Below are 24,336 nucleotides of genomic sequence, written 5' to 3'. Positions count from 1 at the left end.
CGGCCAGCGGCCGGCACTACCGCTTACCAGGTGTACTTGATCCGCCCGTACACATACGCGCCGTTGAAGCCGAACGGCGAGTAGTTGCTGTAGGGCAGCATGCCGAAGGTGGAGTTCTGCAGGTCTTCGGTGCGGTCCGGGTACTTGTCCAGCAGGTTGTCGGCGCCCACGGTCAGGGTCCAGTTGCTGCTCGGCTTGTAGCTGGCCGAGGCATCCACCACCCAGGCATCGCCGTAGGTCTGGTCGCGCAGCGCGGTGGCCGAGTTGCGCACGGTGAACTTGCCGTAGCGGGTTGCGGCCAGGCCCAGTTCCCAGTGATCCGAACGCCAGGTGCCACTCAGGATCGCCTTGTCGCGCGGGTAGCTGTCCTCGATGCGGCCGATCTCATCTCGGCCGATCAGTGACTGGGTCAGGCCCAGCGTGCCAAACACCGCCGGCGTGCCGCCCACGCGGCGCACTTCGGTGTCGTTGTAGCTGTAGGCGGCGGTCAGCTCCAGGCTGCTGGCGCTGAACGGCACCGTATAGCTGGACACGAAGTCGACGCCGCGGGTGCGCGTATCCAGGCCGTTGGTGAAGTACGAGAACGCGGTCACCTGCGGCAGGCCCAGGGTGCCCAGCAGTGCGCTGGTGGCGGCGTTGGTGGTGATGCTGGACGACAGCGCGATGCGGTCATCAATGTCGATCTGGTACGCGTCGACGGTGATGTACAGGCGGTCGACCGGCTGCAGCACCAGGCCCAGGCTGTAGGAGGTGGAGGTTTCGGCCTTCAACGGCGAGGCGCCCAGCGCCTGCGCGGCCGGGCTGGTGGTCGGGAAGGTGCCACGCTCGACGAACACGCCATTGAGGAACTGGCTGGTCACCGCCTGGTAGCCCTGCTGCGCCAGCGAGGGCGCGCGGAAACCGCTGGAGGCGGTGGCACGCAGCGCGACCTTGTCGGTGAATGCATAGCGCGCCGACAGCTTGCCGGAGAAGCGGTCGCCGAAGTCCGAGTAGTCCTCGTAGCGGCCGGTGATGCCGGCCGAGAACTTCTCGGTCAGGTCCGCTTCCAGGCCGGCATAGACCGCGTAGTTGTGGCGGTCGGCATGCACTTCATTGGTCGGGGTGAAGCCCGCGAAGCCCTGCGCGCCGCTGCCGGTGTACGAGTTCAGTTCGCCCGGGTTCTGGTCCCACTTCTCCTTGCGGTACTCACCGCCGAAGGACAGCGTGACCGGGTAGGCCAGGCCCCAGTCCAGTGACTTGGTCAGGTCGGCATTGAAGATGTCCTGCTGGTACTTCAGCGTGCCGTCGTAGAACGAGCGCGGGCTGGTGGCGCCGAGGCTGTAGTTGATGCTGTTGCGGGTGTGGAAGTCGAGGGTGTTCTCGCCGTGGTTCAGGCTCAGGTCCCAGGTCCAGCCGTTGTCGGTGTTGCCCTTGACCCCGGCCACCAGCGAGCGGTCCTTGGAGTACTGGTTGATCTCCGGCACGTAGCCGTCCGGGTAGGTCTGCGCCAGCAGCGCGCTCTGTCCGCTGTGGTTGCGCGAACGGTAGAACGCGAACGAGGTGATGTCGCGGTTGCTGAGCAGCGCGCTGGCGTAGCCGGTCACGTGGTCGCTGAAGTCGAAGCTGGCGTTGGCCGAGGCGGCGGTGGCATCCACGCGCGGGTCGCCGACGATGAAGGTCTTCTGGCCGATGCTGGGGAAGTTGCCGGTGTTCGGCGTGGTGCCGCGGTACGGGCCGGCGCGGTTGCTCTCGTCCTGCTGGCTGATCTGGCCGGCCACGTGCACCCGGCCGTGGCCGTTGCCGAACTCGATGCCGGTGTCGCCGGAGAGCTGGTACTTGTTGCCGTCACCGGCCGAGTACTGGCCGTAGTCCACGGCCAGGCTGCCGCCACGGCCGCTGCCCTTGAGCACGATGTTGATGACGCCGGCGATGGCGTCCGAGCCGTACTGCGCCGACGCGCCGTCGCGCAGCACTTCCACGCGCTCGATCGCGGCGATCGGGATCGCGTTGATGTCCACCGCCGACGAGCCACGGCCGATGCTGCCGTTGACGTTGATCATCGCCGAGGTGTGGCGGCGCTTGCCGTTGACCAGCACCAGCACCTGGTCCGGTGACAGGCCGCGCAGCTGCGCCGGGCGCACGCCACTGGTGCCGTCGGTCAAGGCCGGGCGCGGGAAGTTCAGCGAGGGCAACGCGCGCGAGAGCGCCGTGGCCAGTTCGCTGGTGCCGGTGGACTGCAGTACCTCGGGGGTGATGATGTCGATCGGCGACTGCGATTCGGCGACCGTGCGGTCGGCCACGCGGGTGCCGGTGACGATCACCGTGTCCAGGGTGTTGGCGGCGGTGCCGGCCTGCTGGGCAGCGGCACCGAACGGAGAGCCACCGAGTGCGACAGCGACGGCGGCGGCGATCAGGCTGGTCTTGCGGGTCATCGGGATGGGGCTCCGGTTGGCGGGGGCGGCACCGGAATCGACATCACGGGGGTGAGGCGGACGGCGGTTGTTGCGGTGCGCAATACAGCAATTAACGGGATATTCAGTGCCTGTCAAATGCCGGTCATCGGAAAAAACGTTGCAGCAGCAACCATTTAGCCCGGACAGGCATCGGCGGGGAGGAGACCCGGGACGCGCGCGGCGGGGACGTGGGAGAGAGGAACGTCGGCCACTGCGCATCCCGGGACGCGTCAAGTATTCGTTAACGCTAGAATTGCGTCGCAGGAACAGTGCTCACCAGCACATTCCATCCGGTTATATGGACCCCTCCCCCGATGATCTCCCTTCGTAATTTCGCCTTGCGCCGCGGCGAGCGGCTGCTGTTGTCCAATGTCGACCTGACCCTGCACGCCGGTTACCGGGTAGGTGTGGTCGGCCGCAACGGTGCTGGCAAGTCCAGCCTGTTCGCGGCGGTGAAGGGCGAGCTGGAGGCCGACAAGGGTGACGTCGACCTGCCCGGCAAGGTCCGTATCGCCAGCGTGGCCCAGGAAACCCCGTCACTGCCGGACCCGGCGCTGAGCTTCGTGCTGGGCGGCGACACCGAGGTGGCCGCGGTGCTGGCCGAAGAGGCCGAGGCGACCGCGCGCGAAGACTGGGAGGCGGTGGCCAACGCACACACCAAGATGGCCGAGATGGGGGCCTACGACGCCGAAGCGCGCGCCGGCAAGCTGCTCCACGGCCTTGGTTTCCCGGCCGAGACCCATCACCGCGCGGTGTCCTCGTTCTCCGGCGGCTGGCGCGTGCGCCTGAACCTGGCCCGCGCGCTGATGATGCCCAGCGACCTGCTGCTGCTGGACGAACCGACCAACCACCTGGATCTGGACGCGGTGTACTGGCTGGAACAGTGGCTGCTGAAGTACCCGGGCACCCTGCTGCTGATCTCGCATGACCGCGAGTTCCTCGACAACGTGGCCACCCACACCCTGCACCTGCACGGTGGCGGCGCCAAACTCTACCCGGGCGGCTACACCGATTTCGAGCGCCAGCGCGCCGAACAGCTGCGCCAGCAGCAGATCGCGCACGAGAAGGAGCAGGCCGAGCGTGCCCACCTGCAGAGTTTCATCGACCGCTTCAAGGCGCAGGCCAGCAAGGCCGCGCAGGCGCAGAGCCGCATGAAGCGCCTAGCCAAGCTGGCCGGCACCGAAGCGGTGCGCGCCGAGCGTGAGTTCCGTATCGAGTTCGCGCCGCCGGCCAAGCTGCCGTTCTCGCTGATCCGCCTGAACCACGTCGAGGCCGGCTACGGCAAGGACGCGGTGATCCTGCACAACGTCGGCTTCGGCCTGGAAGCGGGCCAGCGCATCGGACTGCTCGGCCCCAACGGCGCCGGCAAGACCACCCTGGTGAAGACCCTGGTGGGTGAACTGGCGCCGATCGTCGGCGAGCGCATGGCGCACCCGGACCTGAAGATCGGCTACTTCGCCCAGCACACGGTGGAGTCGCTGCACGAAGGCCAGTCGCCGATGGAGCACTTCCGCGAGATCGCCCCGGACGCACCGAACCAGTCGTTCCGCGACTTCCTCGGCAAGTGGAACTTCCCGGGTGACCGCGCGTTCGAGCCGGTCGATGGCTTCTCCGGTGGCGAGCGCGCACGCCTGGCGCTGGCGCTGATCGCCTGGCAGCAGCCGAACGTGCTGCTGCTGGACGAACCGACCAACCACCTTGATCTGGAAATGCGCGAAGCGCTGGCCGAAGCATTGGCCACCTTCGAAGGCGCGATCGTGATGGTCTCGCACGACCGCCATCTGATCGGCCTGGTCTGCGATACCTACTGGCGCGTGGCCGATGGCGTGGTCGAGCCGTTCGATGGCGACCTGGATGCCTACGCCGCGTGGCTGCGGACCCGCCCGCAGGCGCAGGGCACCAAGGCGCGCATGGAACAGGTGGAAGAGCCGGTGGTGGTCAAGACCGCCCCGGTGGCGCAGGTGGTGCAGAAGAAGCCGGTGAACCCGCACAAGCTGGCCGCGGCCGAGGCCAAGGTGGCCGAGCTGGAGGGTGCCCTGGCCGAGCTGGACCGGCAGCTGGCCGACCCGGCCAACTACGCCGATGCCACGCGCATGGCGGTACTTGGCCGTGACCGCGAAACCGCCGCCGCGCAGCTGGAAAAGGCCGAAGCCGCCTGGATGGAACTGCTCGAGTCCTGATGCCATCGGTAGCGCCGGGCCATGCCCGGCGAGCGCAACGGATCGCAAAAGCCGCCGGGCATGGCCCGGCGCTACCCACGTTCCCTGCGTTTCATCCCTGCGCCTGCAGCCACTCGCGGAACCGCTTTGCCGGCTCGCGCTCTGCACGCGAGCGCAGCCGCGTCAGCCAGTAGCGTCCCAGCTCCAGTGTGGTGCCGAACGGCTGCAGCAGGCGGCCTTCGGCCAGCTCCTGCTCGAACATGCGCAGCGGCAGCAGCGCCACGCCGGCACCACCGGCCGCGGCCATCGCCACTGTCAATGACGAATCAAACACCGGCCCGCGGGCTTCCACGCCACTCACTCCTGCCGCCTGCAACCAGCGCGGCCATTCGTCGCTGCGGTAGGAGCGCAGCAGCGGCAGCGTGCCCAGGTCGCGCGGCTGTTTCAGCCGCCGCGCCAGTGCCGGCGCGCACAGCGGCGCGAACGGCGCGTCGAGGATCGCCGTGCAGGCCTGGCCCTGCCAGTCGCCATCACCAAACCGGATGGCCAGGTCCAGGCCTTCGCCGGCCAGGTCGATGCGGTTGTTGTGGGTCTGCAGGCGCAGCTCGATGTCCGGGTGCGCTGCCTCGAACGCGGCCAGCCGTGGCAGCAGCCAGCCGGTGGCGAAGGTGCCGACCACGCCCAGGGTCAGCACTTCACGCGCAGGTCCGCCGGTGTAACGCGCGATGCTGGCCGAGATGCGTTCAAACGATTCGTTGAGCACCGGATACAGCGCCGCGCCTTCTTCGGTGAGCGCCACGCCGCGCGGCAGGCGATGGAACAGGCGGATGCCGAGCCGGTCCTCAAGCCCGCGAATCTGGTGGCTCAGCGCGGCCTGGCTGACACACAGCTCCAGCGCGGCACGGGTGAAGTTCTGGTGGCGGGCGGCGGCCTCGAAGGCGCGCAGCGCGTTCAGGGGCAGGGTAGGGTGCAACATCGCGCAGTCGTGAGCTGGAGTGATGGCTGATCCTAACGCTTCAACCATGGATTTCGGAAAATTAAGGGGTTGAATACGTCAGGCATTAATTCACTTCATGCCTCCTGTTGATTTTTTGCGCTGGTCGCCCCCGATAGCGGCTTCAATAATCGAGCGGTCCCCAGGAGAACCCGTATGCTCGCCCGTCGCCGATTCCTGCAGTTCAGTGGTGCCGCCGTGGCTTCTCCGCTTGCCCTGCCGCTGCTGGCACGTGCTGCGGGCAAGACCACCGCCAACGCACCCACCGATGCCGCCATTACCGCCGCCACTGACTTCGCCGCGCTGGAAAAGGCCTGCGCCGGACGCCTCGGCGTGACCCTGCTGGACACTGCCAGCGGTCGCCTCATCGGTCATCGCCAGGACGAGCGCTTCCCGATGTGCAGCACCTTCAAGAGCATGCTGGCGGCTACCGTGCTCAGCCAGGCCGAGCGCACGCCGGCATTGCTGGACACCCGCGTGCCGGTGCGCGAGGCCGATCTGCTCTCGCACGCACCGGTTACCCGCCGCCATGCAGGCAAGGACATGACGGTGCGCGATCTGTGCCGTGCCACGATCATCACCAGCGACAACACCGCCGCCAACCTGCTGTTCGGCGTGGTCGGTGGCCCGCCCGCAGTGACCGCGTTCCTGCGCGCCAGTGGCGATACGGTGAGCCGCAGTGACCGCCTGGAGCCGGAGCTGAACAGCTTTGCCAAGGGCGACCCGCGCGACACCACCACGCCGGCGGCGATGGCCGCGACCCTGCAGCGCGTGGTGTTGGGCGAGGTACTGCAACCGGCTTCGCGGCAGCAGCTGGCCGACTGGCTGATCGACAACGAAACCGGCGACGCCTGCCTGCGCGCGGGCCTGGGCAAGCGTTGGCGCGTGGGCGACAAGACCGGCAGCAATGGTGAAGACGCGCGCAACGACATCGCCGTGCTGTGGCCCGTAGCCGGAGGCGCCCCGTGGGTGTTGACGGCTTATCTGCAGGCGGGCGCGATCAGCTACGAGCAACGCGCTAGCGTGCTGGCACAGGTGGGGCGGATTGCCGACCGGTTGATCGGATGAGGTAACCGGGGTCATTCAAACGTGGGTTGCCGGATCGGTTCGGCGCGCGCATCCTGCGCGCGTTCGAACCCCACGGAAGACCCCGATGAGCCATGAGTTGATCTACCTGCTGCTGATCTTCGCGCTGCTGGTGATCCCGCGCGCGCTGCAGCGCTTCAGCCTGCCCGCACCACTGACCTGCCTGCTGTTCGGCATCATCGGCATGCTCTGGCTGGGGGATCAGGCACATGATGCGGTGATCGGACTGCTGGCCACCCTGGGCATTTCCTCGCTGTTCCTGTTCGCCGGCCTGGAAGTGGACCTGCAGGCGCTGCGCCGTGGCATGTGGCCGCTGCTGGCGCACCTGGTGATCCGTACCGGCACGCTGTTCGGCGTGGGCTGGCTGGCTTGGCGCTATGCGGGGCTGCCGTGGCAGGCCGCTGGCCTGTTGGCGTTGGCGCTGCTGACGCCGTCCACGGGCTTCATCATGGATTCGCTGTCGCGGCTGGGCCTGAGCGAGGACGAGCGGTTCTGGGTGACCAGCAAGGCCATCGCCGGCGAACTGCTGGCGCTGGCGGCGTTGTTCATCGTGCTGCAGGCCGGCGATCCGGGGCATATGGCGCTGTCCAGCCTGGCGCTGCTGGCGATGATGGTCGGCCTGCCGTTGCTGTTCATCGCGCTGGGTCGCTGGGTGGCACCGCATGCGCCCGGCTCGGAATTCTCGCTGCTGGTGATGGTCGGCATGGTGGCGGCCTACATCACCTACCTGCTGGGCGTGTACTACCTGGTTGGCGCGTTCATCGCCGGCCTGGTCGCGCGCCTGCTGCACCAGCGCATGCCGCTGCTGGCCTCGCACGAGAACCTGCACGCGCTGCGCCTGTTCGCGTCGTTCTTCGTGCCGTTCTACTTCTTCAACGCCGGCACCAAAGTTCCCAGCGAAGCGCTCAGCTTCGAGGCGCTGGGGCTGGGCATCGTGATCACCCTGGTGGTGCTGCCGCTGCGCATCGGCGTGGTCTGGCTGCAGCGCCGGGTGATGTTCGGCGAGAGCTTCCGCAGCAGCCTGCGGGTCTCGCTGGCGCTGGCACCGACGCTGATCTTCACCCTGGTGCTGGCGGCGATCATGCGCGAGCGCTTCCAGATCCCGGCGGTGCTGTTCGGTGCGCTGTTGCTGTACGCGGCGCTGACTACGCTGCTGCCTTCGCTGGTGTTCCGTACCCCGTTTGACGTTGATCCGGTGGAGCAGGAGCCGGCCGGTCAGGGCGAGGCCGCACCGGTGGCGGCGATCGAAGCACTGCCGACAGCACCGTCTGCCGAGCGCTGAGCGGGACTGGCGCGCGGTTTGCGCCCATCGTCCATGGCCGTTAGGGTTGGGGCATGAGATCGATTGCCGTTGCCACTACCGCCGCCCTCCTGCTCAGCCTCGCTGCGTGCACGCAGCGCTCCGATACGGTCGCCCATGATCTGGCGACCGCACCTGCCGACGCCTTCATGGCCGCCATCGCTGCACATTGCGGCCAGGCCTACGCCGGCAAGGTGGTGGAGGACTCGCCGGCACCGACCGGCAAGGATCCGTTCGCCGGGCAGCGCCTGGTCATGCATGTGCGTGGCTGCGCCGACCCGGCGCATGAGCTGCGCATCCCGTTCCACGTGGGTGATGACCACTCGCGGACCTGGGTGCTGACCCGCACGCCGAACGGGCTGCGGCTGAAGCACGACCACCGCCACGAAGATGGCAGCCCCGACGCGATCACCCTCTACGGTGGCGACAGCACGCCGCCCGGTACCGCCGAGCGCCAGCAGTTCCCGGCCGATGCCGATTCGGTGGCGATGTTCCGCCGCGCCGACATGCTGGCGTCGACCCACAACACCTGGGCGATGGAGATCGATCCGGACCAGACGTTCGTCTACGAACTGACGCGCCCGGACGGCCGCCGCTTCCGCGTGCAGTTCGACCTGAGCAGGCCGGTCGACCTGCCACCGCCACCTTGGGGTGATGAGGCCGCGCAGCCAGCCCGGTAGCGCCGGGCCGTGCCCGGCGGGTTTTCTGCAGTTGACCGCGCCACTGCGCTCGCCGGGCATGGCCCGGCGCTACCCCTCACCGCGTGCCGAAACGCGCCCGGCAGCCGTTGCTCACCCACACCTGGCCACGCGAGTAACCCCAGCTGCGGCCTTCCTGGCAGGCGCTGCCCGACAACTGCTGCTGCAGCACCGGCCGGCCCTGGCGCTCATCCCAGTCGCAGGTCTGCGAGCGGTTGTTGTTGCTGCTGCAGGTGACGGAATAGTTGCTGTTGCCGCCGCCCCAGCCGCCACCGCCCCAGCCGCGCGCCTCGGCGAATTCGGCACGGCAGCCGTTGCTGACCCACACCGCGCCATTGCGCACGCCCCAGGTACGACCTTCGTCGCAAGGGCTGCCGGACAGCTGGCGGACCAGGCGGGCATTGCGCCAGCCGACCGGGCAGCTGCGCTCGCGGTTGTTCTGACTCTCGCAGCGGATGGTCTCGCCGGGCCGGCCGTTGTTGCCGCCCCAGCCGCCCCCGTTGCCGCCGCCCCAGCCGCCACGGGCCTCGACGAACTCCGCGCGGCAGCCGTTGCTGACCCAGATGCTGCCGTTACGGCTGCCCCAGGTGCGGCCTTCGTCGCAGGCGCTGCCGGACAGCTGGCGGACCAGCTGCGCATTGCGCCAGCCGGTGTTGCAGACCCGTTCGCGGTTGTTCTGGCTTTCGCAGCGGACCACGCCGCTCTGCGCATGCGCGGAAGGGGTGGGCAGGGCCAGGGTGCCCAGCGCACCCAGGCTGAGGGTTACGGCCAGGCTGGCCAGGGACAGCGGTTTCATGGCGGCATCCCATACGGTGGTAGGTGCCCGACTATAGGGAGGGAGGCGATCAAGCCGGTGTGACTGGCCGGATTTGCCCCGGCCGGGGCCTCGGCCGCAGAATACGAGGCTTTCCGGCCCCCATCCGGTGCCGGCGTTCTCCAGCGGAGCTTCCCCCCATGCGTACCCACTTCTGCGGCCTGGTCGATGAGACCCTGATTGGCCAGACTGTCACCCTCGCCGGCTGGACCGACGTGGCCCGTAACCAGGGCGGCGTCTGCTTCATCGATCTCCGCGATCATGAAGGCATCGTGCAGGTGACCGTGGAAGTCGACAACGCCGACGTGTTCGCCGTGGCCGCGTCGCTGGGCTATGAGGATGTGCTGCAGGTGGAAGGCGTCGTGCGTGCACGCCACGCGGTGAACGACAAGATGCGCACCGGCAAGGTGGAAGTGATCGCCACCGCCATCACCGTGCTGAACAAGGCCGCGCCGCTGCCGTTCCACGCGCACGAGAACCCGGGCGAGGAAACCCGCCTGAAGTACCGCTACCTGGACCTGCGCCGTCCGGAAATGCAGCGCATGCAGCGCACCCGCATCAAGCTGGTGCAGGCCCTGCGCCGCCACCTGGACGAGAAGGGCTTCCAGGACATCGAGACCCCGATCCTGACCAAGGCCACCCCGGAAGGCGCGCGCGACTTCCTGGTGCCGGCGCGCATGCACCCGGGCGAGTTCTATGCCCTGCCGCAGAGCCCGCAGCTGTTCAAGCAGATCCTGATGGTGGCCGGCTTCGACCGTTACTACCAGATCGCGCGCTGCTTCCGCGATGAAGCACTGCGTGCCGACCGCCAGCTGGAGTTCACCCAGCTGGACATGGAATTCGCCTTCGTGCGCGAGCGCGACGTGCAGGACTTCGTCGAAGACATGATCCGCGCCATCTTCAAGGAAGTGGTCGACGTCCAGCTGGATGCCAGCTTCCCGCGCATGACCTGGGCCGAGGCGATGCGTCGCTACGGTTCGGACAAGCCGGACCTGCGCATCGCGCTGGAGCTGGTCGACGTGGCTGAACTGGTCAAGGACAGCGAGTTCGCAGTGTTCACCGGCCCGGCCAACGATGCCGAAGGCCGCGTCGCCGCGCTGCGGATCCCGGGCGGCGCAGCGCTGAGCCGCAAGCAGATCGACGAGTACGCCGCGCACGCCGCCAAGTACGGCGCCAAGGGCCTGGCCTACATCAAGATCGCCGACAACGGCGAAATCAGCTCGCCGATCCAGAAGTTCTTCAGCGAGGCCTCCTTCGCTGCGCTGGTGGCCCATGTTGGCGCCGGCAACGGCGACATCGTGTTCTTCGGTGCCGGTGGCTACAACAAGGTCTCCGACTTCATGGGCGCGCTGCGCCTGAAGGCCGGCAAGGACTTCGGCCTGGTCGCCGACGGCTGGGCGCCGCTGTGGGTCACCGACTTCCCGATGTTCGAATGGGACGAGGAAGAACAGCGTTACGTCGCCCTGCATCACCCCTTCACCGCACCGGCCGTGGACGACATCGCCGACCTGCGCGCCAACGCCCGTACCGCCGTTTCGCGCGGCTACGACATGGTGCTCAACGGCAATGAGATCGGCGGTGGTTCGATCCGTATCCACCGTCCGGACATGCAGAGCGCGGTGTTCGAGCTGCTCGGCATCGGTGCCGAAGAGGCCCGCGCCAAGTTCGGCTTCCTGCTCGACGCGCTGAACTACGGCGCGCCGCCGCACGGCGGCATCGCCTTCGGCATCGACCGCATCGCCGCGCTGATGGCCGGCACCGAATCGATCCGCGACGTCATCCCGTTCCCGAAGACTACCGGTGCACAGGATCTGATGACCGACGCGCCGTCGCCGATCGTCGACGCGCAGCTGGCCGAAGTGCACATCCAGGTTCGCCCCAAGACCAACTGATCAGGAGATCCAGGCAATGACCGAGTTTGCGTTTTCGCTGGAGTGGGAAAAGCTGGGCAATGAAGGCTCCGAGGCCAACCTGGTCACCGAGCGTGCACGGGTGTTCGGTGGTTGGCTGGTCCGCGTCGGTACCAACCCGGCGGCGATGGCCCTGACCTTCGTCGCCGACGGCGAAGGCCGTTGGGACGGTGAAGACTTCGGCGTCGAGGATTACGAGGACGACGAAGAGGAAGAGTACGACGAGGACGAGGAAGGCGAGGAAGAAGAGGACGAGGACGAAGAGGAGTACGAGGAAGAGGACGGGGAAGAAGAAGCGGAGTCGCCTGAAAAGGCTTGACCCCTGCTTCGCCCTGGCGTCAACTTCCTGCATGTATTCGATCCGCCGCGCCACTGTGGACGACGCGCCGACCCTGTCGGCGCTGGCCGCCCGCACGTTCACTGAAACCTTCGGCCATCTGTACCCGCCGCAGGACCTGCAGGCCTTCCTGGAGGAGGCCTACGCGGTCGAGCGCCAGCGCGTGATCCTGGCCCACCCCGATTACGCGGTGTGGCTGCTGGAACTGGATGGGGAGGCGGTCGGCCATGCCGCCGCCGGCCCCTGCGGCCTGCCGCACCCGGACGTGAAGCCCGGTGACGGCGAACTCAAGCGCCTGTACCTGATCAAGACGCAGCAAAGCTGCGGCTGGGGCAGCCGCCTGCTGGAAACCGCGCTGGCTTGGCTGGAACACGAGGGCCCGCGCACCCTGTGGTTGGGCGTGTGGTCGGAGAACTTCGGCGCACAGCGCTTCTACGCCCGCTACGGTTTCGAGAAGGCCGGCGAATACCTGTTCCCGGTGGGCGACACGAACGATCTCGAATTCATCCTGCGCCGCGCACCGCGCGCGGCCTGATGTTCACTGCCGCTTGCTGCGCGCGCGTGTTCAATCACCGTACGTTCCTGCCCCGCTGACCGCCAGGCTGTTTGCATGACTCCCCCCGTATTGCTGCTGCATGGCATCTGGAATGCCCGCGCCTGGGTCGGGCCGCTGGCCTGGCGCCTGCGCGCGCGCGGCTTCCAGGTGCACGCGTTTGGTTATTCCTCGGTGTTCGGTGGCCCGGACGTGGCCGTACCGCAGCTGCTGGAGCGGCTGGCCGACGCCGGCCCGCTGAGTTTGGTCGGCCACAGCCTGGGCGGGCTGCTGGCGCTGGAAGCGCTGCGGCGCAATCCGCAGCTGCCGGTGCAGCGCGTGGTCTGCCTGGGTTCGCCGCTGCGCGGCAGTGGTACCGCACGCTCGTTGTCCGAGCACGGCTGGGGCCTGGCGCTGGGCCGCAGCAGCGAGCTGCTGCTCGATGGCCTGCCGGACTGGCAGGGCCGGGCGGAGGTTGGCCTGATCGCCGGCTCGGTACCGCATGGGCTGGGCAGCCTGCTGGGTGCCATCGACGATGCCTCCGACGGCACCGTGGCACTGGCCGAGACCCGCCTGCCGGGGCTGGCCGACCATTGCGTGGTGCGCACCAGCCACAGCGGCCTGGTGGTATCGCCCGACGCCGCGCGGCAGACCGCGCATTTCCTGCGTCATGGCCGTTTCGACCACAGCCGCGACGCCGCCGCCGCGTAAGTTGGTGGGAGCGAACGGCCTGCCAGGGTGGGTGCGAACGGCACCAGGGTGGGTGCGAACGGCACCAGGGTGGGTGCGAACCGTTGGTTCGCACGCTCTTCGCCGGGCATGGCCCGGCGCTACCGGGAAAAGCACCACCAGATCGCCAGCGGTAGCGCCGGGCCATGCCCGGCGAGCGCAGCGGCATCCATCGGGCCTAGACACGGTTGCAGCGCCCGATCAGGTAGAATCCGCGCCTTGATCCTGAAGCAGCCAGACGGTAGCACCCATGGGTAGAGGCCCCTCCATCGAAGCCCGCAAGAACGCGTCCGACGCGAAGCGCGGCAAGATTTTCACCAAGATCATCCGCGAGATCGGCGTCGCTGCGCGCGGCGGTGGAGGCGACCCCAACAACAACCCGCGCCTGCGCGTGGCGGTGGACAAGGGCCTGGCCGTGAACATGTCCAAGGACGTGATCGAGCGCGCCATCAAGAAGGCCACCGGTGAACTGGAAGGCGTCGATTACGAGGAAGTCCGCTACGAGGGCTACGCCCCCGGTGGCGTGGCCGTGATCGTCGACTGCCTGACCGACAACCGCGTGCGCACCGTGGCCGATGTCCGCCATGCGTTCAGCAAGTGCGGCGGCAACATGGGCACCGAAGGCTCGGTGGCCTTCATGTTCAAGCGCCTGGGCGTGCTCAGCTTCGCCCCGGGCGCCGACGAGGAGGCCATCACCGAAGCCGCCATCGAGGCCGGCGCCGATGACATCGTGGTCTATCCGGACGACGGCTCGATCGACGTGGTCACCAGCCCTGACGCCTTCAACGCGGTCAAGGACGCGATGACCGCCGCCGGCCATGTCGCCGATCACGCGGAAATCACGTTCCGCGCGGACAACGACATCAAGGTCGAGGGCGAGGTCGCCCTGCAGGTCAAGAAGCTGCTGGACATGCTGGAAGATCTGGACGACGTGCAGGACGTGTACTCCAACGCCGAACTGGGCGCCGACGCCTACGCCTGAGCCGTCCTCGACGGCCTGGGCGCGGGCCGTTGAACGGTCACCGCGGACAGTCATGAGCCCATACGCCTGCCAGCGCACCCCGTTCCACCCTGCCAGGAGCGCAGCATGACCCGCATCCTCGGCATCGACCCCGGTTCACAGCGGACCGGGGTCGGCATCATCGATGTCGACGCCGCCGGGCGCGTCACCTACGTGCACCACCAGCCGCTGGTGCTGCTGGGCGCGGACGATTTCCCGCAGCGCATGAAGCTGCTGGTGCTCGGCCTGGCCGACCTGTGCCGCGAGTTCCAGCCGCAGGAAGTGGCCATCGAACGCGTGTTCATGGCCCGCAACCCCGATTCGGCGCTGAAGCTGGGCCAGGCCCGGGGCGCGGCGATTTCCGCCGTTGTGCTGCGTGACCTGCCGGTGCATGAATATGCCGCCAGCGAGATCAAGCTGGCGGTGGTCGGTCGTGGTGGTGCCGAAAAGCAACAGGTTCAACACATGGTCGGGCTCATGCTCAACCTGAAAACCAAGCTGCAGGCCGACGCGGCCGACGCGTTGGCGGTGGCGATCACCCATGCCCACGTAAGGGCAACGGCCAACCGCCTGGGGCTCAGTGCCCGCCAGGCGTGGGGCCGCAAATGAGGAGCTGCACGCAATGATCGGTCGACTGCGCGGCATCGTCGCCTACAAGGCGCCGCCGTGGCTGGTGGTGGACGTGAACGGAGTGGGCTACGAGCTGGAGGCGCCGATGAGCACCTTCTATGACCTGCCCGAACTCGGCCGCGAGGTCACCCTGTACACCCATTACGCGCAGAAGGAAGACAGCGTCTCGCTGTACGGCTTCCTGCGCGAGGGCGAACGGCGGCTGTTCCGCGACGTGCAGAAGGTCAGTGGCATCGGCGCGAAGATCGCGCTGGCCGTGCTGTCCGGGGTCACCGTCGAGGAATTCGCGCGCATGGTCCAGGCCGGTGACATCACCGCGCTGACCCGCATTCCGGGCATCGGCAAGAAGACCGCCGAGCGCATGGTGCTGGAACTGCGCGACCGCGCCGCCCAGTTCGGTGCCGGCGGCGCGCTGCCCACCGGCAGCGGCCCGGCCGCGGCCGACCCGCTTTCCGATGCCACCGTGGCGCTGCAGCAGCTGGGCTACAAGCCTGCTGAAGCGGCCCGCATGGCCCGCGACGCCTTCACTGAAGGCGATGAAGTGGCCACCGTGATCCGCAAGGCGCTGCAGTCCGCGCTGCGCTGAGTCGGCTTCCTTTCTCTCAACGAACCGCCTGAGCCTCGCCAGGAGTCCCATGTCCAGCAGTCAAACCCCGCACGCAGCTGCCCCCGGCGGCCACGGTCACGCTCCTCCCGCCGGAGGCCTGGCGCTGATCATCGGTGCGATCGGCGTGGTCTTCGGTGATATCGGTACCAGCCCGCTGTACACCCTGAAGGAGGCGTTCTCGCCGCACTACGGGCTCAACAGCGACCACGACACGGTACTGGGCGTGCTCTCGCTGGCGTTCTGGGCACTGAACATCGTGGTCACGCTGAAGTACGTGACCATCATCATGCGCGCCGACAATGACGGCGAGGGCGGCATCATGGCGCTGATGGCGCTGACCCAGCGCACGCTGCGCAACGGGTCGCGCTCGGCCTACGTGGTGGGCATCCTTGGCATCTTCGGCGCCTCGCTGTTCTTCGGCGACGGCGTGATCACCCCGGCGATCTCGGTGCTTGGCGCGGTCGAAGGCCTGGAGGTGGCCGCGCCCGGCCTGCATGCCTTCATCGTGCCGATCACGGTGGTGGTGCTGCTGATGGTGTTCGCGGCGCAGCGCTTCGGCACCGAGAAGATCGGCAAGGCGTTCGGCCCGATCACCTCGGTCTGGTTCATTTCGCTGGCGGCGATCGGCATCTACAACATCGTGGATGCGCCGGAAGTGCTGAAAGCCTTCAACCCGTGGTGGGCGATCCGCTTCTTCATGGAGCACAGCTGGCATGGCATCTTCATTCTCGGTGCGGTGGTACTGGCGGTGACCGGCGGCGAAGCGCTGTACGCCGACATGGGCCACTTCGGTGCCAAGCCGATCCGCCATGCCTGGTACTTCTTCGTGCTGCCGTGCCTGGTGCTGAACTACCTGGGGCAGGGCGCACTGGTGCTCAACCATCCCGAGGCGCTGAAGAACCCGTTCTTTGAGGCAGTGCCGTCGTGGGCGCTGTACCCGATGATCATCCTGGCCACCATGGCGGCGGTGATTGCCTCGCAGTCGGTCATCACCGGTGCGTTCTCGGTCTCGCGTCAGGCGATGCAGCTGGGCTACATCCCGCGCATGCGCATCAAGCACACCTCGCATGACACCATCGGACAGATCTACATCCCGGGCATCAACTGGGGCATCGCGGTGATGGTGATCGGCCTGGTGCTGGCCTTCCGCAGCTCGTCCAACCTGGCCGTGGCCTACGGCATCTCGGTGTCGGCCACCATGCTGATCGATACCCTGCTGCTGGCCCTGGTGGCCCGCTCGTTGTGGCCGAAGGCACGCGCCTGGCTGCTGCCCCTGTGCGTGGTGTTCTTCATCATCGACCTCGGCTTTGTCATCGCCAACGGCGCCAAGCTGCTGCAGGGCGCCTGGTTCCCGGTAGTGCTGGGCATCTTCCTGTTCACCATGATGCGTACCTGGCGCCGGGGCCGCGAGCTGCTGCGCGATGAGATCCGCAAGGACGGCATCCGCCTGGATACCTTCCTGCCGGGCCTGATGCTGGCGCCGCCGGTACGCGTGCCGGGCACCGCCGTGTTCCTCACTGCGGATCCGACCGTGGCCCCGCACGCACTGATGCACAACCTCAAGCACAACAAAGTGCTGCACGAACGCAACGTGTTCCTGCATGTGGAAACCCTGCCGATCCCGTATGCGATGGAAGGGCAGCGGCTGAAGATCGAATCGGTGGGCGACGAGTTCTACCGGGTCTATGTGCGCTTCGGCTTCATGGAGACCCCGGACGTCCCACTGGCGCTGATGCGCTCGTGCGACCACGGCGGCATCTACTTCGACCCGATGGACACCACCTTCTTCGCCAGCCGCGAGACCATCGTGGCCACCGCCAACCGCGGCATGCCGATCTGGCGCGACAAGCTGTTCGCGCTGATGCACCGGAATGCCGCGCCGGCGACCGGCTTCTTCCGGATTCCGGGTAACCGGCTGGTGGAACTCGGCGCGCAGGTGGAGATTTAATCTCCACCGTCGATTCCTCCAGAGATCCGTCCACGCATGGCGTGGATCTACCGTGCGGACCAACGGTCGGCCCCCGCCAAAGCAGAACGCCGTTCCGACAGACCGCAGGAAACTGTCGAAGGCGGGGTGGGTCCGGTTGCGGGTGCGTGAGCGCCATGGATGGCGCGACCGAGCCTACATGGACGTATTTACGGCGTCCCCCGCAACCGGACCCACCCCGCCATTCCCCAGGAAGCCCGCTTCGGCTGTTGCTCTGGATGTTGCCGTTGCCTCTGCGGGTGCCGGGCGCAGCCCGGCCGAATCACCCCGCTTTTGCCGCATAATCAGCACATGACCGACGACCGCATCATCGGCGCCGGCGCCACCCGCGAGGATGACGCCGCCGACGCCAGCATCCGCCCCAAGCGCCTGGCCGACTATCTCGGCCAGGCCCCGGTGCGCGAGCAGATGGAGATCTACATCGAAGCGGCCAAGGGGCGCGGCGACGCGCTCGACCACGTGCTGATCTTCGGGCCGCCCGGCCTGGGAAAGACCACGCTCAGCCACGTCATTGCCAACGAACTGGGCGTGGCCCTGCGCGTGACCTCCGGCCCGGTGATCGAGAAGGCTGGCGACCTGGCTGCGCTGCTGACCAACCTGCAGCCGCACGACGTGCTTTTCATCGACGAGATCCATCGCCTGTCGCCGGTGGTGGAGGAAGTGCTGTACCCGGCGATGGAAGATTTCCAGATCGACATCATGATCGGCGAGGGCCCCGCTGCCCGCTCGATCAAGATCGACCTGCCGCCGTTCACCCTGATCGGTGCCACCACCCGTGCCGGCCTGTTGACCGCACCGCTGCGTGACCGCTTCGGCATCGTCCAGCGGCTGGAGTTCTACAGCGTCGAAGAGCTGACCCGCATTGTGCGCCGTTCGGCGGCGATCCTGGCCATCGACTGCACCGCCGATGGGGCAGGGGAGATCGCGCGCCGCGCGCGTGGCACCCCGCGTATCGCCAACCGCCTGCTGCGCCGCGTGCGCGACTACGCGCAGGTAAAGGCGGGCGGCCACATCGACGAGGCCGTGGCACAGGCTGCGATGCAGATGCTGAAGGTCGACCCGGAGGGCTTTGATGAGCTCGACCGGCGCCTGCTCAGGACCATGGTCGACTACTTCGATGGCGGCCCGGTCGGCATCGAATCGCTGGCCGCGGCCCTGTCCGAGGAGCGTGGCACGCTGGAAGACGTGGTCGAGCCCTACCTGATCCAGCAGGGCTTCCTGGTGCGTACCGCGCGTGGCCGCATGGCCACCCACAAGGCTTACCGGCACATGGGCCTGAAGCCGAAGAACCCGCCGCAGGACCTGTTCGCGGAGGTTCCCGATGTTGGTTGAGCCACTATTCAGTTGGCCGACACGCATTTACTGGGAAGATACCGACGCAGGCGGCGTGGTCTACCACGCCCGCTACGTGGCCTTCATGGAACGGGCCCGGACCGAATGGATGCGTGCGCTCGGCTACGGCCAGGAGCGCATGCGCGCCGAGCATGGGATGGTCTTCGCGGTGCGCTCGATGCAGATGGATTTCATCAGGCCGGCACGGCTGGATGACACCCTGCAGGTGAGCGCCCGTCTGGTCCAGCTGAAGAAGGCCAGCATGGTCTTCGACCAGCAGATCCTGCGCGACGGCGAGTTGCTGCTGTCGGCCCAGGTCCGCATCGCCGCACTGGACGCGGCCAGTTTCCGCCCGCGTGGCATGGACGAGGCCGTCCTTGCCGTGCTGCAACCCCACCTCCACCCCGAATCTGAACACTGAGGAACAACGGATGATCGCAACGCTCCTGGCCCTGCAGGCCACGGTCACCGAGGCACTGCCGGCCGACGTCAGCAACGCCGCGACACAGACCCTTGCCCAGGCCACCACCGGCGGCGGCATCAACTACCTCGAACTGATGGCCAAGGCCAGCCTGCCGGTGAAGATCATCGTGCTGCTCCTGCTGGTCGGCTCGTTCGTCAGCTGGGTGATCATTTTCCGCAAGGCACGCGTGTTCAAGCAGGCCACCCGCGAAGCCGACGAGTTCGAGAACCGCTTCTGGTCCGGCGCCGACCTGGGCAAGCTGTACAGCGCCGCCACCGACCGCAGCCGCAGCGTGACCGGCCTGGAAGCCATCTTCGAAGCCGGTTTCCGCGAGTACACCCGCCTGCGCGACAAGCGCCGCCTGGACGGCCGTGCGCAGCTGGAAGGCGCGCAGCGTGCCATGCGTACCACCTACACCCGCGAAGTGGACCAGCTTGAGCGCAACCTGGAACTGCTGGCCAACATCGGTTCGACTGCCCCGTACGTGGGCCTGGTCGGTACCGTGTTCGGCATCATGGTGACCATGCACGACATGATCAGCAGCGGTGCGCAGGCCGGTATCGCCGCCGTCGCGCCGGGCATCTCCGAAGCGCTGTTCGCCACCGCCATCGGCCTGTTCGTGGCGATCCCGGCGGTGTGGGCCTACAACCGCTTCACCACCCGCGTGGAGCGCATGTCGGTGCGGTTCGAGACCTTCGCCGAAGAGTTCAGCTCCATCCTGCAGCGCCAGAGCGCTGGCGACGAGTAAGCGCCTGACCCGGGAGTCCAAGCCATGTCCGCTGCCATCGGCCGCCGAAAGCGCCGCAAGCTGAAATCGGAAATCAACGTCGTCCCCTACATCGACGTCATGCTGGTGCTGCTGATCATCTTCATGGTCACCGCGCCGCTGCTCACCCTGAGCTTCGACGTCGACCTGCCGCAATCCAACGCCAAGGCGCTGGAAAGCAAGCAGGACCCGGTGATCGTCTCGGTGCGCCAGGACGGCCAGCTCAGCCTGAAGCTGCCCGACGCCAAGGAACCGGCCGCCGTGTCGGCCGAGGAACTGGAAGGCCGCCTGGCTGGCATTGCCGCCCAGGACAAGGGCGTGCGCGTGATCGTCGCCGCCGACCGTGCCGTGGCCTATGAGAAGGTCATCGCCGCGATGGATGTGATCAAGCGCGCCAAGGTAGACAAGGTAGGCCTGGCCACCGATGCACGCTGACGCCCTGCCACCTCCGCAGCAGCGCGAACCCGGCTGGGGCCTGCCCCTGGCACTGGCACTGCTGGTGCACCTGCTGGTCGCGCTGGTCTTCATCGTGGCCTGGTTCTGGTCGCCCGAGCGCAATACCGATGCCGCTGCCGGTGACCCTTCGGTGGAGGCCAGCCTGGCGCTGTCCGCGTCTGAGGCGTCCGCCGCGCGCCAGGCCCTGCGCCAGTCGGAAAAGCTGGAAGACCTGCCGCCGCCGGTGGCCGAGCCGATCCCGGTGCCGGAAGACACCATTCCGCCGCCGCAGCCGATTCCCGAGCCGCGCCCGCAGGACGCGCCCACGCCCCAGCAGCAACAGGCGCAGGAGCGCGTCGCGCAGCCGGACACCAAGGACCAGGAAGCGGTGAGCGCACTGGCCATCTCGCAGGAGAAGGCCAAGCAGGAACAGGAAGCCAAGCGCCGCCAGGAGCAGATCGACCTGACCGAACGCAAGCGCCAGGAAGAAGCGGAGCAGAAGCTGCGCCTGGCCAAGCAGCAGGAAGCGGACGAGAAGAAGAAGCAGGCCGAGCAGGAGCGCGTCGCGGCTGACAAGGCCGAGGCCGAGAAGCAGAAGAAGATCGCCGAGATCCGTGCCCGCCGCGAGCAGGCCGAGAAGGAAGCCAAGCTGGCCGAGCGGAAGCTGCGCGAGGTCGCCGCCGCGCGCAATGCTGCCGGCAGTGCCGCCGCCGGTTCCAGCGGTGCATCCCAGCCAGCCGCCGGTGGTGGCGGTAACAGCGACGATCTATCGGCCAAGTACGCTGCCGCGATCCAGGCCAAGGTGCTGTCGCAGTGGGTGCGTCCGGATACGGTGCCGTTGGGCCAGCGCTGCCAGATCACCATCACCCAGATTCCGGGTGGCACAGTGATGCAGGCCAAGGTCAGCCCGAACTGCCCGTACGACGAGGCCGGCAAGCGTTCGATCGAGGCCGCCGTGCTCAATGCGCAGCCGTTGCCGTACCGCGGCTTCGAGTCGGTGTTCGCGCGCACGCTCAACTTCACTTTTACCGCCCAGGATCGCTGAGGCGGGCAGGGCAGGGGGGGGGGCTCGGGCCACTCCTGCCCATGGATGTCGCGCTTGCCTCTGGTGTGCTCGGTTTCGGCCGGGCAGGCTTTAGGCTTCTGTCGAACACCGCCCCGCTGGGCGGAGTGACCGGGGCAGGCAGGTGCGATGTTAGCCACGACGTTAACGGTGCGTGAGAGGACGGGCTGGAACTGACCCGGAATTCACGTACCCTTGGTTCATGATTGCGAAGCGGTTCACTCCTGCTTTGCTATCCCTCGTTCCGGTTTCCCCTATTGAGCGCTCCATGAAAAAGATGCCTCGCTGGCTTGCCGTGTTTGCGGCCCTGTTGCTGCCCTTTGCTGCCGTCGCGCAGCAGAAGGGGCTGGATATCGACATCATCGGCGGCAATGCCTCCGCGCTGCCGATCACCATCGTGCCGATGCCCTACCAGGGTTCGTCGGCCGCTCCGCAGACCGACGTCGCCGGCGTGGTCCGTGCCGACCTGGAGCGTTCGGGCCAGTTCCGCACGCTGCCGGAAGCGCAGATCGTCGAAAAGCCGGTGCGTGGCGGCGACATCCAGTTCGCCACCTGGCGCGCGCTGAAGCAGAACTACATCGTGGTCGGTCGCGTACTCGACGCCGGTGCCGGTGCCTACCGCGTCGAATACGAACTGTTCGACGTGCCCAAGGGCGAGCGCCTGCTGGGCCTGGCGATGACTGCCCGCGGCAACGCCATGCGCGACGTCGCCCACCAGATGGCCGACGCCATCTACGAGAAGATCACCGGCATCCGCGGCGCCTTCTGGACCCGCATCGCCTACGTGACTGCCAGCGGCAAGGGCGACGCCATGCGCTATGCGCTGATGGTGGCCGACTCCGACGGCTTCAACCCGCAGACCATCGTGCGTTCGGCCGAGCCGCTGCTGTCGCCGTCGTGGAGTCCGGATGGCAGCAAGCTGGCCTACGTCAGCTTCGAGCGTGGCAATTCGGCCATCTACATCCAGAACATCGGTACCGGTGCGCGCGAGCTGGTCACCAGCTTCCGCGGCATCAACAGCGCCCCGGCGTTCTCGCCGGACGGCCGCAAGCTGGCCCTGACCCTGTCGCGCTCAGGTAACCCGGAAATCTACGTGATGGACCTGGGCAGCAAGCAGCTGACCCAGCTGACCAACCACTTCGCCATCGATACCGAGCCGACCTGGGCACCGGACGGCAGCGCGGTGTACTTCACCTCCGATCGCGGCGGCCGTCCGCAGGTCTACAAGGTCGGTGCCGGCGGCGGCAGCGCCGAGCGCGTGACCTTCCAGGGCAACTACAATGCCAAGCCGTCGGTGTCCTACGATGGCAAGAAGATCGCCGTCGCCCAGGGCTCGGGCAACAGCTACAAGATCGCGATGATGGACAGCTCGCTGGGCTCGCCGCGCTGGAGCACGCTGTCCCCGGGTTCGCTGGATGAATCGCCGAGCTTTGCGCCCAACGCAAGCATGGTGCTGTACGCCGCCCGCGAAGGTGGCCGTGGTGTGTTGTATGCCGTGTCGGCCGATGCGCGGGTTCGCCAGCGCCTGGTCCTGGCTGACGGTGATGTGCGCGAACCGGCATGGTCCCCATACCGTACCCAGCGCTAAAAGAGTGTTAATATTTTCGTTGTCTTGAACCCCTCATCGGCTTAGGAGCCACAAAGGTATCGCCATGAACAAGTCCACCCGCGTTCTGCTTGTTTCCCTGCTGTCTGTGGCCGTCCTGGCCGGTTGCTCGAAGAAGGTGAAGGAAGAGCCGGCAGCCCCGGTCGACACCGGCACCTCGACCACCACCCCGACCGGTCCGTCGACCTCCGGCCTGTACGGCCCGGGCGACCTGGACACCGACGCTTGCCTGCGCCAGCGCGTGGTCTACTTCGACCTGGACAAGGAAGACGTGAAGCCGGAATTCCAGGCCATCATGGCGTGCCACGCCAAGTACCTGCGTGACCGTCCGTCCTCGCGCATCACCCTGCAGGGCCACACCGACGAGCGCGGTTCGCGCGCGTACAACCAGGCCCTGGGTGAGCGTCGTGGCAACGGCGTCAGCTCGGCCCTGCAGGCCAACGGTGGTTCGGCTTCGCAGCTGACCGTCGTGTCCTACGGTGAAGAGCGTCCGGTCTGCACCGAGTCGAACGAGTCCTGCTGGTCGCAGAACCGTCGCGTCGAAATCGTCTACACCGCGCAGTAATCCATGCGCATTGGCATCAAACTGATGCTGGTCGTTGCGGCAGCCCTCGTGGCTGCCGCACCGGCGCACGCACAGCGACAGAGCCTGGCTGACCGTGTCGGCGCGCTCGAGCAGCAGATGTACAACAACAGTGCCAACCAGGACCTGTTGAACCAGATCAATCAGCTGCGGCAGCAGGTCACCAGCCTGCAGGCCTCGATCGAGCAGTTGCAGCACGACAACGCCCAGCTCAAGCAGTCCGCCCAGGACCAGTACCTGGATCTGGACAGCCGCCTGAACCGGTTGGAAGGGGGCAACGCCGCCCCGGCCCTGCCGCCCGTTCCGGCGAGCGCGCCCAAGGCCGCACCGGCCCCGGCAAAACCCGCAGTGGCGGCCACTTCCGAGCGGCCGCCTTCCGTCCATGGTGATGCCGGCAGCCTCGCCGCCACCGGTGACGAGCGCACCTCCTACAACGTTGCCTTCGATGCCTTGAAGGCCGGCAGGTACGACGATTCGGCGCAGCTGTTCCTGAGCTTCCTGGAGTTGTACCCGAACGGCGTCTACGCGCCGAACGCGCTGTACTGGCTGGGCGAGAGCTACTACGCCACCCGCAATTTCCCGATGGCCGAGACCCAGTTCCGAGAGCTGCTCTCGCGCTATCCGACCCACGACAAGGCCGCGGGCGGCCTGCTCAAGATCGGCCTGTCGCAGTACGGCGAGGGAAAGGTCGACCAGGCCCAGCAGACGCTGGAGACCGTCGTGGCGCAGTACCCCGGCTCGGACGCCGCGCGCACCGCGCAGGACCGTCTGCAGTCCATCCGCCTGGGCAAGCAGATCCGCTGATCCGCTGACCGGGCGTACAATGTGTGCCCTGTAGAGCCGAGCCCATGCTCGGCTGCTTTCGTTTCCGGA

Annotated in this window: 23 protein-coding genes; 20 read left to right on the top strand and 3 right to left on the bottom strand. The window is 67.4% G+C overall.

Annotated features, from left to right (window positions below):
• Nucleotides 1-23: 23 nt before the first annotated feature.
• Nucleotides 24-2,411 (bottom strand): TonB-dependent receptor plug domain-containing protein, encoded by a 2,388-nt coding sequence (locus AC5P7R_RS14915; RefSeq protein WP_021204720.1) that lies wholly within the window; start codon nucleotides 2,409-2,411, stop codon nucleotides 24-26.
• A gap of 335 nt (nucleotides 2,412-2,746) precedes the next feature.
• Here AC5P7R_RS14915 and AC5P7R_RS14910 point away from each other — a divergent pair, with 335 nt between their 5' ends.
• Entirely contained in the window at nucleotides 2,747-4,612 is a 1,866-nt protein-coding gene (locus AC5P7R_RS14910; protein WP_019660143.1) for an ABC-F family ATP-binding cassette domain-containing protein, read from the top strand.
• 91 nt (nucleotides 4,613-4,703) lie between these two features.
• Here AC5P7R_RS14910 and ampR read toward each other — a convergent pair whose 3' ends face one another.
• On the bottom strand, nucleotides 4,704-5,567 hold the full coding sequence (gene ampR, locus AC5P7R_RS14905) for a LysR family transcriptional regulator AmpR (RefSeq protein WP_019660142.1): 864 nt from the start codon (nucleotides 5,565-5,567) through the stop codon (nucleotides 4,704-4,706).
• 174 nt (nucleotides 5,568-5,741) lie between these two features.
• On the opposite strand from ampR, the gene blaL2 reads away from it, so the two are divergent.
• The 3 genes from blaL2 to AC5P7R_RS14890 all read left to right on the top strand — a co-directional run bounded on the left by blaL2 (nucleotide 5,742) and on the right by AC5P7R_RS14890 (nucleotide 8,651).
• A complete protein-coding gene (gene blaL2 / locus AC5P7R_RS14900) occupies nucleotides 5,742-6,653 on the top strand; it encodes a L2 family extended-spectrum class A beta-lactamase (protein WP_227854167.1) in 912 nt (303 codons plus the stop codon).
• Nucleotides 6,654-6,738: 85 nt separating this feature from the next.
• Nucleotides 6,739-7,953: a cation:proton antiporter gene (locus AC5P7R_RS14895; RefSeq protein ID WP_227854166.1), complete on the top strand. Its 1,215-nt coding sequence runs from the start codon at nucleotides 6,739-6,741 to the stop codon at nucleotides 7,951-7,953.
• 53 nt (nucleotides 7,954-8,006) lie between these two features.
• Complete coding sequence (locus AC5P7R_RS14890; RefSeq protein ID WP_134731900.1) at nucleotides 8,007-8,651, top strand: hypothetical protein; 645 nt, start codon at nucleotides 8,007-8,009, stop codon at nucleotides 8,649-8,651.
• Between the two features lie 76 nt (nucleotides 8,652-8,727).
• Here the strand turns inward: AC5P7R_RS14890 and AC5P7R_RS14885 are convergent, their stop codons facing one another.
• Entirely contained in the window at nucleotides 8,728-9,465 is a 738-nt protein-coding gene (locus AC5P7R_RS14885; RefSeq protein WP_111098901.1) for a DUF3011 domain-containing protein, read from the bottom strand.
• A 158-nt stretch (nucleotides 9,466-9,623) separates the two neighbouring features.
• Here AC5P7R_RS14885 and aspS point away from each other — a divergent pair, with 158 nt between their 5' ends.
• The 16 genes from aspS to ybgF all read left to right on the top strand — a co-directional run bounded on the left by aspS (nucleotide 9,624) and on the right by ybgF (nucleotide 24,267).
• A complete protein-coding gene (aspS, locus tag AC5P7R_RS14880; protein ID WP_111098900.1) occupies nucleotides 9,624-11,375 on the top strand; it encodes an aspartate--tRNA ligase in 1,752 nt (583 codons plus the stop codon).
• Nucleotides 11,376-11,391: 16 nt separating this feature from the next.
• Nucleotides 11,392-11,712 (top strand): hypothetical protein, encoded by a 321-nt coding sequence (locus tag AC5P7R_RS14875; RefSeq protein WP_019660136.1) that lies wholly within the window; start codon nucleotides 11,392-11,394, stop codon nucleotides 11,710-11,712.
• Between the two features lie 31 nt (nucleotides 11,713-11,743).
• Nucleotides 11,744-12,265 carry a GNAT family N-acetyltransferase gene (locus AC5P7R_RS14870; RefSeq protein ID WP_021203144.1) on the top strand — a complete coding sequence of 174 codons (522 nt, stop codon included), beginning with the start codon at nucleotides 11,744-11,746 and terminating at the stop codon, nucleotides 12,263-12,265.
• Between the two features lie 75 nt (nucleotides 12,266-12,340).
• A complete protein-coding gene (locus tag AC5P7R_RS14865) occupies nucleotides 12,341-12,973 on the top strand; it encodes an esterase/lipase family protein (RefSeq protein ID WP_019660134.1) in 633 nt (210 codons plus the stop codon).
• A 268-nt stretch (nucleotides 12,974-13,241) separates the two neighbouring features.
• Nucleotides 13,242-13,973, top strand: coding sequence for a YebC/PmpR family DNA-binding transcriptional regulator (locus tag AC5P7R_RS14860; RefSeq protein ID WP_019660133.1), 732 nt, complete (start codon nucleotides 13,242-13,244; stop codon nucleotides 13,971-13,973).
• Nucleotides 13,974-14,078: 105 nt separating this feature from the next.
• Nucleotides 14,079-14,600 carry a crossover junction endodeoxyribonuclease RuvC gene (gene ruvC / locus AC5P7R_RS14855; protein WP_019660132.1) on the top strand — a complete coding sequence of 174 codons (522 nt, stop codon included), beginning with the start codon at nucleotides 14,079-14,081 and terminating at the stop codon, nucleotides 14,598-14,600.
• A 13-nt stretch (nucleotides 14,601-14,613) separates the two neighbouring features.
• Nucleotides 14,614-15,207: a Holliday junction branch migration protein RuvA gene (gene ruvA, locus AC5P7R_RS14850; protein WP_019660131.1), complete on the top strand. Its 594-nt coding sequence runs from the start codon at nucleotides 14,614-14,616 to the stop codon at nucleotides 15,205-15,207.
• A gap of 49 nt (nucleotides 15,208-15,256) precedes the next feature.
• Nucleotides 15,257-17,176 (top strand): potassium transporter Kup, encoded by a 1,920-nt coding sequence (locus tag AC5P7R_RS14845; RefSeq protein ID WP_021203145.1) that lies wholly within the window; start codon nucleotides 15,257-15,259, stop codon nucleotides 17,174-17,176.
• Nucleotides 17,177-17,506: 330 nt separating this feature from the next.
• Nucleotides 17,507-18,547 (top strand): Holliday junction branch migration DNA helicase RuvB, encoded by a 1,041-nt coding sequence (ruvB, locus tag AC5P7R_RS14840; protein ID WP_019660129.1) that lies wholly within the window; start codon nucleotides 17,507-17,509, stop codon nucleotides 18,545-18,547.
• Entirely contained in the window at nucleotides 18,537-18,968 is a 432-nt protein-coding gene (ybgC, locus tag AC5P7R_RS14835; RefSeq protein WP_019660128.1) for a tol-pal system-associated acyl-CoA thioesterase, read from the top strand. The genes ruvB and ybgC overlap by 11 nt, the downstream gene beginning before the upstream one ends.
• A 10-nt stretch (nucleotides 18,969-18,978) precedes the next feature.
• Nucleotides 18,979-19,758 (top strand): protein TolQ, encoded by a 780-nt coding sequence (gene tolQ / locus AC5P7R_RS14830; RefSeq protein WP_005410752.1) that lies wholly within the window; start codon nucleotides 18,979-18,981, stop codon nucleotides 19,756-19,758.
• Nucleotides 19,759-19,782: 24 nt separating this feature from the next.
• The gene (gene tolR, locus AC5P7R_RS14825; protein WP_006438804.1) at nucleotides 19,783-20,211 is read left to right on the top strand and encodes a protein TolR; all 429 of its coding nucleotides are present in this window, start codon (nucleotides 19,783-19,785) and stop codon (nucleotides 20,209-20,211) included.
• Entirely contained in the window at nucleotides 20,201-21,256 is a 1,056-nt protein-coding gene (gene tolA, locus AC5P7R_RS14820; protein ID WP_478436010.1) for a cell envelope integrity protein TolA, read from the top strand. The genes tolR and tolA overlap by 11 nt, the downstream gene beginning before the upstream one ends.
• A gap of 286 nt (nucleotides 21,257-21,542) precedes the next feature.
• Nucleotides 21,543-22,862, top strand: a complete 1,320-nt coding sequence (gene tolB / locus AC5P7R_RS14815; protein ID WP_087802765.1) for a Tol-Pal system beta propeller repeat protein TolB — start codon at nucleotides 21,543-21,545, stop codon at nucleotides 22,860-22,862.
• Nucleotides 22,863-22,926: 64 nt separating this feature from the next.
• Nucleotides 22,927-23,445, top strand: coding sequence for a peptidoglycan-associated lipoprotein Pal (pal, locus tag AC5P7R_RS14810; RefSeq protein WP_005418510.1), 519 nt, complete (start codon nucleotides 22,927-22,929; stop codon nucleotides 23,443-23,445).
• 3 nt (nucleotides 23,446-23,448) lie between these two features.
• A complete protein-coding gene (gene ybgF / locus AC5P7R_RS14805) occupies nucleotides 23,449-24,267 on the top strand; it encodes a tol-pal system protein YbgF (RefSeq protein WP_227852996.1) in 819 nt (272 codons plus the stop codon).
• The last annotated feature ends 69 nt before the right edge of the window (nucleotides 24,268-24,336 follow it).

It is taken from the genome of Stenotrophomonas sp. YJH_SMC_27 (assembly GCF_059369815.1).
The sequence above is the reverse complement of the archived record's forward strand: the minus strand, read 5'-3'. Positions and strand labels throughout refer to the sequence as shown.

Coding starts and splice junctions, on each gene's coding strand:
- AC5P7R_RS14915 (WP_021204720.1), bottom strand. CDS start 2,411: ATGACCCGCAAGACCAGCCTGATCGCCGCCGCCGTCGCTGTCGCACTC.
- AC5P7R_RS14910 (WP_019660143.1), top strand. CDS start 2,747: ATGATCTCCCTTCGTAATTTCGCCTTGCGCCGCGGCGAGCGGCTGCTG.
- ampR (WP_019660142.1), bottom strand. CDS start 5,567: ATGTTGCACCCTACCCTGCCCCTGAACGCGCTGCGCGCCTTCGAGGCC.
- blaL2 (WP_227854167.1), top strand. CDS start 5,742: ATGCTCGCCCGTCGCCGATTCCTGCAGTTCAGTGGTGCCGCCGTGGCT.
- AC5P7R_RS14895 (WP_227854166.1), top strand. CDS start 6,739: ATGAGCCATGAGTTGATCTACCTGCTGCTGATCTTCGCGCTGCTGGTG.
- AC5P7R_RS14890 (WP_134731900.1), top strand. CDS start 8,007: ATGAGATCGATTGCCGTTGCCACTACCGCCGCCCTCCTGCTCAGCCTC.
- AC5P7R_RS14885 (WP_111098901.1), bottom strand. CDS start 9,465: ATGAAACCGCTGTCCCTGGCCAGCCTGGCCGTAACCCTCAGCCTGGGT.
- aspS (WP_111098900.1), top strand. CDS start 9,624: ATGCGTACCCACTTCTGCGGCCTGGTCGATGAGACCCTGATTGGCCAG.
- AC5P7R_RS14875 (WP_019660136.1), top strand. CDS start 11,392: ATGACCGAGTTTGCGTTTTCGCTGGAGTGGGAAAAGCTGGGCAATGAA.
- AC5P7R_RS14870 (WP_021203144.1), top strand. CDS start 11,744: ATGTATTCGATCCGCCGCGCCACTGTGGACGACGCGCCGACCCTGTCG.
- AC5P7R_RS14865 (WP_019660134.1), top strand. CDS start 12,341: ATGACTCCCCCCGTATTGCTGCTGCATGGCATCTGGAATGCCCGCGCC.
- AC5P7R_RS14860 (WP_019660133.1), top strand. CDS start 13,242: ATGGGTAGAGGCCCCTCCATCGAAGCCCGCAAGAACGCGTCCGACGCG.
- ruvC (WP_019660132.1), top strand. CDS start 14,079: ATGACCCGCATCCTCGGCATCGACCCCGGTTCACAGCGGACCGGGGTC.
- ruvA (WP_019660131.1), top strand. CDS start 14,614: ATGATCGGTCGACTGCGCGGCATCGTCGCCTACAAGGCGCCGCCGTGG.
- AC5P7R_RS14845 (WP_021203145.1), top strand. CDS start 15,257: ATGTCCAGCAGTCAAACCCCGCACGCAGCTGCCCCCGGCGGCCACGGT.
- ruvB (WP_019660129.1), top strand. CDS start 17,507: ATGACCGACGACCGCATCATCGGCGCCGGCGCCACCCGCGAGGATGAC.
- ybgC (WP_019660128.1), top strand. CDS start 18,537: ATGTTGGTTGAGCCACTATTCAGTTGGCCGACACGCATTTACTGGGAA.
- tolQ (WP_005410752.1), top strand. CDS start 18,979: ATGATCGCAACGCTCCTGGCCCTGCAGGCCACGGTCACCGAGGCACTG.
- tolR (WP_006438804.1), top strand. CDS start 19,783: ATGTCCGCTGCCATCGGCCGCCGAAAGCGCCGCAAGCTGAAATCGGAA.
- tolA (WP_478436010.1), top strand. CDS start 20,201: ATGCACGCTGACGCCCTGCCACCTCCGCAGCAGCGCGAACCCGGCTGG.
- tolB (WP_087802765.1), top strand. CDS start 21,543: ATGAAAAAGATGCCTCGCTGGCTTGCCGTGTTTGCGGCCCTGTTGCTG.
- pal (WP_005418510.1), top strand. CDS start 22,927: ATGAACAAGTCCACCCGCGTTCTGCTTGTTTCCCTGCTGTCTGTGGCC.
- ybgF (WP_227852996.1), top strand. CDS start 23,449: ATGCGCATTGGCATCAAACTGATGCTGGTCGTTGCGGCAGCCCTCGTG.